At 62.6% G+C, this 7,162-nt stretch carries 6 protein-coding genes; 3 read left to right on the forward strand and 3 right to left on the reverse strand.

Annotated elements, in window-relative coordinates:
- Window positions 1-57 precede the first annotated feature (57 nt).
- The 3 genes from ccsA (at window position 58) to P8X48_12630 (ending at window position 4,045) form a co-directional block, all read left to right on the forward strand.
- Window positions 58-891: a cytochrome c biogenesis protein CcsA gene (gene ccsA / locus P8X48_12620; GenBank protein ID MEJ2108148.1), complete on the forward strand. Its 834-nt coding sequence runs from the start codon at window positions 58-60 to the stop codon at window positions 889-891.
- Window positions 892-1,013: 122 nt separating this feature from the next.
- Complete coding sequence (locus P8X48_12625; protein MEJ2108149.1) at window positions 1,014-2,711, forward strand: SLC13 family permease; 1,698 nt, start codon at window positions 1,014-1,016, stop codon at window positions 2,709-2,711.
- 50 nt (window positions 2,712-2,761) lie between these two features.
- The gene (locus P8X48_12630) at window positions 2,762-4,045 is read left to right on the forward strand and encodes an HlyC/CorC family transporter (GenBank protein MEJ2108150.1); all 1,284 of its coding nucleotides are present in this window, start codon (window positions 2,762-2,764) and stop codon (window positions 4,043-4,045) included.
- Here the strand turns inward: P8X48_12630 and tsaB are convergent.
- From tsaB to P8X48_12645, 3 genes are all read right to left on the reverse strand, one after another.
- Complete coding sequence (gene tsaB / locus P8X48_12635; GenBank protein MEJ2108151.1) at window positions 4,042-4,710, reverse strand: tRNA (adenosine(37)-N6)-threonylcarbamoyltransferase complex dimerization subunit type 1 TsaB; 669 nt, start codon at window positions 4,708-4,710, stop codon at window positions 4,042-4,044. The two genes, P8X48_12630 and tsaB, sit on opposite strands and share 4 nt — an antisense overlap.
- Before the next feature lie 21 nt (window positions 4,711-4,731).
- Window positions 4,732-5,226, reverse strand: coding sequence for a copper chaperone PCu(A)C (locus P8X48_12640; GenBank protein ID MEJ2108152.1), 495 nt, complete (start codon window positions 5,224-5,226; stop codon window positions 4,732-4,734).
- Between the two features lie 36 nt (window positions 5,227-5,262).
- On the reverse strand, window positions 5,263-7,162 hold a 1,900-nt coding region (locus tag P8X48_12645), incomplete at its 5' end, for an ATP-dependent DNA helicase (protein MEJ2108153.1).

Here is a 7,162-nt window from a genome sequence, read left to right on the forward strand (position 1 = left end):
AACACCGCTGGTCCGGCGGCCCGCCTGGCGAAAGCTGCAATCCGACTCCAAAGGACGATGACTCAGATCACAACCATTTCCATCCTGGCCGCCGCGGCCTATCTGCTTGCCGCCGCGCTGGTCTGGATTCGGCTCACCCGCGCGCCGGTGCCGGTTCAGGCATGGTGGAATGGACGGTTGACCATCGGTCTGCTGGTGGTCGCGGGCCTGGTCCTTCATGGCGCGGTGCTTGAGCAAACCCTGTTCTCTCCACAAGGGCTGAATCTTGCGCTGACCGGGGTCGCCTCCCTGGTTGCCTTTGTCGCGGTCCTGATGTTGGCGCTGGCCTCGGTGGCGCAACCGTTCGAGAACCTGGGGATCGCAATCCTGCCCCTGGCCGCGCTCGCCCTGCAACTGGCCTGGCTGGTGCCGGGCGAACCCGTGTTCCTCGGGCCGACGCGGCCGGCACAGACCGCCCACATCATTGTCTCGCTGCTCGCCTACAGCCTGTTGTTTCTCGCGGCCCTGCAAAGCGGCCTGCTGCTGATCCAGGAACGGCACCTGCGCGCACACCAACCCGGCGGATTCATTCGTTCGCTGCCTCCGATGGAAACCATGGAACGGCTGATGTTCCGAATGATCGAAATCGGGTTCCTGCTTCTAACCCTGACCCTGATCAGCGGCATCTTCTTCTCCGAGGCCCTGTTCGGGAAGCCCATGCGCTTTTCCCATCACATCGTCCTGTCGACAGCGGCATGGTTGGTGTTCGGGATTCTTCTGCTCGGCCACTGGCGCCTGGGCTGGCGCGGACGAATTGCCGTGCGATGGACCCTGGGCGGATTCATCCTGCTCGTCCTGGCCTATTTTGGCAGCAAGTTCGTGCTCGAATTCATCCTCCATCAGCCGGTCTAGGGGTCCCTCCCGACACTGCGGCCCCGGCCCCTTGCTGTATTGAGCTTTTCTTAAGCTTTTCTTAAGCTTTGTATCCAGCCTGATCCAGGGGATTGCCCACACCGATGTCCGAAGCCGTGCCAATGACGCCGCAAATCGCCTGGGTGCTGGGCATCCTGGCGCTGACAGTCTTTCTCTTCGTATCCGAGCGGCTGCGCGTGGACGTGACCGCGATCACCATCATGGTGATCCTGGGCCTCAGCGGTCTCATCACGCCGGACGAGGTCTTCAGCGGCTTCTCCAGCAATGCCGTCATCTCCATCATCGCCGTCATGATCATCGGCGCCGGCCTCGACAAGACCGGGGTAATGAACCAGATATCGCGCCCCATCCTGCGGCTGGCCGGCAATACCGAGGGCAGACTGATCACCATCATCTCCGCCACAGTCGGCATCATTTCCAGCTTCATGCAGAACATCGGGGCCGCCGCCCTGTTCATGCCCGCCGTCCGGCGCATCGCCGATCGCACCAATATCCCCCTGTCACGCCTTCTCATGCCCATGGGCTTCTGCGCCATCCTCGGCGGGACGGTCACCCTCGTAGGCTCCAGCCCGCTGATCCTGCTCAACGATCTCGTCGAGACCGCAAACCAGAACCTGCCGCCCCACGCTTCGCCGATGAAGACCTTCGGCCTGTTCGAAGTGACCCCCATCGGTCTGGCGCTGATTGCCACCGGCATCGTCTACTTCATTGTGCTCGGTCGTTTCGTCCTTCCATCGCGCTCCGGAGCCCAGCCCGCCACGCCGAGCACAATGGATTACCTTACCCGCACCTATGGCATCAGCGGGGATATCTTCGAGGCCACGATCCATGCGGACAGTCCACTGATTGGAACCACGGTGGACTACGTACGCGTCCGCTCGGGGCGAAAGCTCAGCATCGTCGCGCGGCAGCACGATGGCGATACACAGATCGCCCCGCCGGGAGACACCCCGCTTCAGGCGGGAGACGTGCTCGGCCTTCTTGGGGCGGAGGCGGATATTCAAGACTTTGCAGAACAGAATCAGCTGGAGATCAGTCCGACCCTGAGCCGGTTCTCCGACGCACTGGCGCCGGGTCGCGCCGGGGTGGCCGAGATCGTGATCCGTCCCCGCTCGGAACTCATTGGCAAGACCACGAGCGAGATTCGCTTTCGTCAACGCTTCAAGGCCGGCGTGCTGGCCATCTACAGCGGCGAACAAACAATCACCGAAAACATTCGCACAACCCCGCTGCGATCCGGGGACGCCCTGCTCGTACACAGCAGCTGGGACGATCTTGCCCTGCTGGACGCGGACAAGAATTTCATCGTGATGAGCGACTATCCGCGACAGGACCTGGAGCTGCGGCCCGGCAAGGTACGCTTCGCCCTTCTGAGCTTCGCAGTCGCCCTGGGGCTGGTCCTGTTTTCCCCACTCAAGTTGTCCGTGGCCCTGATGGCGGGCGCGGTGGGAATGATCCTCACCGGCGTCATGCGCATCGACGAGGCCTATCAATCGGTCGACTGGCGCACCGTGTTCCTGGCCACGGCATTCACCCTGGTCATGTCCAATGTGGGTGCCACGGTGCTGCTGGTGCCTCTGGCCGTGGAGATCGCCCTGGAAGCCGGAATGGACGCGCGTGCCTTTGCACTGGTCGTGGGCATCGCCACCTCCAATTCCTTCCTCCTGCCCACCCACCAGGTGAATGCCCTGATCATGGGGCCCGGCGGCTACCGCAATCGCGATTTCGTGCGCGCGGGCGGGATCATGAGCCTGCTGTTTCTTGTCGTCCTGGTGACCATGTTGAGCCTATTCTACTGACGGCATCGTTGTTACACTGCGGCCATATCCATCGGGAATAGATACCGATCGTGCACGACATACCGACGGGCGTGATGGTTGGCGCGCTCGTCTTGCTGATCCTCCTTTCGGCATTCTTCTCCGCCGCCGAAATCAGCGTGATGTCGCTGAACCGCTATCGCCTGCGGCATCTCGCCGATACCGGCCATCGCGGCGCACGCCTGGTGAGCCTCTTGTTGCGGCGACCCGACCGCCTGCTGGGCGTAATCCTGCTGGGAAACAACTTCGTCAACAATTTTGCCGCGGCCCTGGCAACGGTGTTGGCTCTGCGTTTCTACGGCGAGTCCGCGGTCGCCGCTGCCGCATTTGCCCTGACGGTGGTAATCCTGATCTTCGCAGAGGTGGGACCGAAGACCTTCGCCGCCATGCGACCGGAACAGGTGGCCTTCCCTGCCTCCTTTATCCTGCGACCGCTGCTGGCCGTGTTCTACCCCATGGTCTGGCTCATCAACGTCATGGCGAACCTGATGCTGCGGCCGTTCGGGATCAATCCGCGCGCCCGCACACATCAGCTGTCCAGCGAGGAACTCCGTGCCGCGGTGCTCGAGGCCGGCACGCTGATCCCGGAGTCCCACCAGGCGATGTTGCTCGGGATTCTGGATCTCGAGAAGACCGCCGTCGATGACGTAATGATCCCGCGCAATACGATCTATGGCGTCGACCTGGAACAGGATTGGGACACAATCGTTTCCCAGATCATGGCCAGTCGCTATACACGGGTTCCACTGTATCGCGGCAGTCTCGACAACATCATCGGCCTGATCCACATGCGCCGCGCGCTGAATCTCGTGGGTACAAGAAACCTGACCCCGGAAACCCTGCAGCAGATCGTTGCCGAGCCCTTCTACATCCCCACCGGCACCTCGCTCACGACGGCGCTAATCAGCTTTCGCGAGGCCAAACGCCGGCGCGGCCTGGTGGTGGACGAGTACGGGGATATCCTGGGCCTGGTGACGCTGGAAGAAATCCTGGAAGAGATCGTCGGCGAATTCACCACGCCGGGTTATGGGGCCAGCGAAGACTTCAAGCAACAAGCCGACGGCTCCTGGCTGGTCAAGGGCGGCGCCAACTTGCGCGATCTGAATCGCCAACTCGGCTGGGACCTGCCGACGGGCGATATGCGCACCGTGAATGGTCTGATAACCGAGTACCTCGAGACAATTCCCGAAGCCGGAACCAGTCTCATGATCGAAGGCTACGCCATCGATGTGGTACGTACCCGTGGCACCGCGGTCGACACCGCGCGCATCTCGCCGCCGCAAGCAACGGAACCCGAAACCCCCGAGGCGGACTAGGCCGCACCCGGCTTTCGTGCCACTTCGTCGCGAACGTAGACCGGCACCGCATCCTCCGGCGCGACGGCACCGCCTGCATGCAACAACTCGAAGCCCAGGGCGGCGATGTCGCGGGCCCGCGGCGTTCGTCCCGGCAACCAACGCTCGAAGCGATCACCCAGGCGGTCGGCCATGGTATCCCCATATCGATCCCAACCGCTGCCACAGCCGATCCAGCCCCCGTCGCTTTCGACCTGGATCTCGTTCGGATTCGTCACCTGTTCTGCCGTCGTTGCCAACAACGTTCCATCACGCCGGCGAAAGGCGCACCAGTAGACCTGATCCATACGCGCATCGATGGCGGCGATTATGTTCTCGCCGTCACAGCCATGGGCAATTGCCGCCAGGGAGGATACCGGTACCACAGGGAGGTCGAGCGCAAAGGCCAGGCCCTGGGTGATGCCCGCGCCGATGCGCAGGCCGGTGAACATGCCGGGGCCACGGCCGAAGGCAATGGCGTCGAGTTCCGCAAGCGCCAGCCCGCTCTCGGCCATGAGCTCGCGAATCAGCGACAGGAGCTGTTCCGCATGCTGGCGGCCGGGGATTTCGCGTTCATGGACCGTACCGTCGACCCAAACCCCGACGTTGCACGACTCGGTGGCCGTATCCAGGGCAAGGATCTTCATCGCGGTCCCGGCCGTTGCGGCCTAGCCGCCCGCTTTCGGCGCCCTGGCCGACACCACGAACACGATCGATTCGGGTTCGCGATCCTTGAACTGGAGTTTGACCTTGATCTTGTCTCCTTCCTTGAAGGTCCTTCTCGGTCCCAAAAACATGAAGCGATAGTTCTTCTTGTCCAGCTGTATGGTCTCACCCACCGGAACGGTCAGCGTGGAAACCATCGACATGCGCGGAATGCCATCCTGCAGGACAACGCGATGAATCATGGCAAGACGATATCCATTGGCGGATACGCCCGTGATCCTGATCGGCTCGGGCGTATGGTTGATCAGCTGCGCGTACGCCGCCTGCATCAGATCGTCGTCTGTCCCCAACTGAATCCAGGCATTTCGTACCGCCAGCTTGCCCGGCATGGCCTGCTCATCGGGCGGGTTTGTGGATTCCGCCGCCTGAAGATTTGCGATGCCCGCCTGAAAAAACAAGGCGGCCAGGATGATAGCAATCGAATAGCGAAAAGACATGCACTCGTTCCTGTAGTCTCAAAAAAATAAACGGGATCAGCCTGTACTGTCGGCGACAACGCCCGACTCCGCGCCGGCCGCGCTGCGCGCGAAGAACTCCTGCACCTGCGCCAACTCGCGCGTACGCGGCAGCGGCGGAAGGCTCGCGAGAAAAATCTTACCATAGCCCTTGCTCAGCAGACGGGGGTCGCACAGGACCAGGACCCCGGTGTCCGTCTCGTCGCGGATCAAGCGCCCCACGCCCTGCTTGAGCGCGATTACGGCCTGGGGCAGTTGCATCTCACGAAACGGATTGCCCCCCTGTTCCTCCAGCACCCGGGCCCGGGCCCGCAGGACCGGGTCGTCCGGCGCGGCAAACGGCAACTTGTCGATGATCACGCACGACAGCGCCTCGCCGCGCACATCCACCCCTTCCCAGAAACTGGCGGTCCCGAGCAGCACGGCGTTACCCAGTTCACGAAAGCGTTCCAGCAATTCCGATCGCGGTGCGTCCCCCTGGATCAGCACCGGATACGGCAGCTGACCGGCCAGCTTGCGGGCGGCGATATGAAGGGCACGGTAGCTGGTGAACAGCATAAAGGCGCGGCCACCGCTGGCCTCCAGCACCGGCAGACTGGCCTCCACCACCTGTTCGGTGTAGGTCGCGGTCCCGGGATCGGACAAGCCTTCGGGCAGATACATCAGGCCCTGGCGCGCATAGTCAAACGGGCTCTGCCAACAGGCCGTGTCCGCGTCCGCGAGCCCCAACTGACGCTGGAAATGGCTGAAGTCGCCGTTGACGGCCAGGGTCGCCGAGGTAAAGATCCAGCTGCGCTCGCCGTCCAGAAGGTGTTCGGAAAACCGCCGGGAGACATCCAGTGGTGTCATGGCAATCTGGAAACCACGGGTACGGGTCTCCAGCCAGGGAACGTACTCATTGGGCGCGCCATCCTTGATCAGGTACAGGCGATCGATCAACTCTTCCGCGCGTGCGGCGACACTCGCCAGCCCTTCTCCATGACCCGCCGCGAGCGACAGCAACTCGCCAAGGGCCGACAGCCGCTCCAGCAGTTGCGCAAAGGCGTCATGAAAACGCTTGCCTGACAGGGCGCCCCACGCCTCCCTGCGCGGTTCCTTGCCCAGGGCAAGGCGAAAATCCGCCGCTGCCTTCTCCAGATCCCCGGCCGCCTTGCGCAGACCGGAGACTCCACTGTGTTCGCGCAGTTCTTCCGCAACCGTGTCCCGTACCAATTGATCGAGTTGACCACGGCTGACCGAGAACCCGAAAAATACGGAAGCGATATCCGCCAACTGGTGCGCCTCGTCGAAGATGACCGCATCCACCCCCGGCAACAGCTGGCCAAAGCCTTCGACCTTCAGCGCCAGATCGGCAAAGAACAGATGGTGATTCACCACCAGCACATCCGCCTCCAGGGCCTCCTTGCGCGCACGGCGCACGAAGCACTCCTCGTAACTTCCGCACTGGGTACCAATACAATTGTCCGCGGTCGAGGTGAGTTGCGGCCAAAGGGGTGAGTCTTCCGGTATTCCCGATACTTCGCCGATGTCGCCGCTGCGTGTGCGGCGCGACCAATCGCGTACCAGTTCCAGGTCCGGCGAAGACTCCCCAATCAGCCCCAGGCGGTGCTGACAAAGATAGTTCGCCCTCCCCTTGAGCAGGGCCGTCTGCACCGGCACCGCCAGTGCATCGCGCACGCGCGGAAGATCGCGAAAGTAAATCTGATCCTGAAGATGTTTGGTGCCGGTGGAGATCAGGACCTTGCGACCGGACAACAGGGCCGGCACCAGATAGGCAAAGGTCTTGCCCGTGCCCGTGCCGGACTCGGCGATGAAGATCCCGTGTTCCGCAATGGCCTGTTCTATACGCGTGGCCATGTCCCTTTGGCTGGGACGGGAGACGAATCCGGGCAGGTTTCCGGCGAGGGGCCCCTCGGGA

It is taken from the genome of Acidiferrobacteraceae bacterium (assembly GCA_037388825.1).
Lineage (GTDB): Bacteria > Pseudomonadota > Gammaproteobacteria > Acidiferrobacterales > JAJDNE01 > JARRJV01.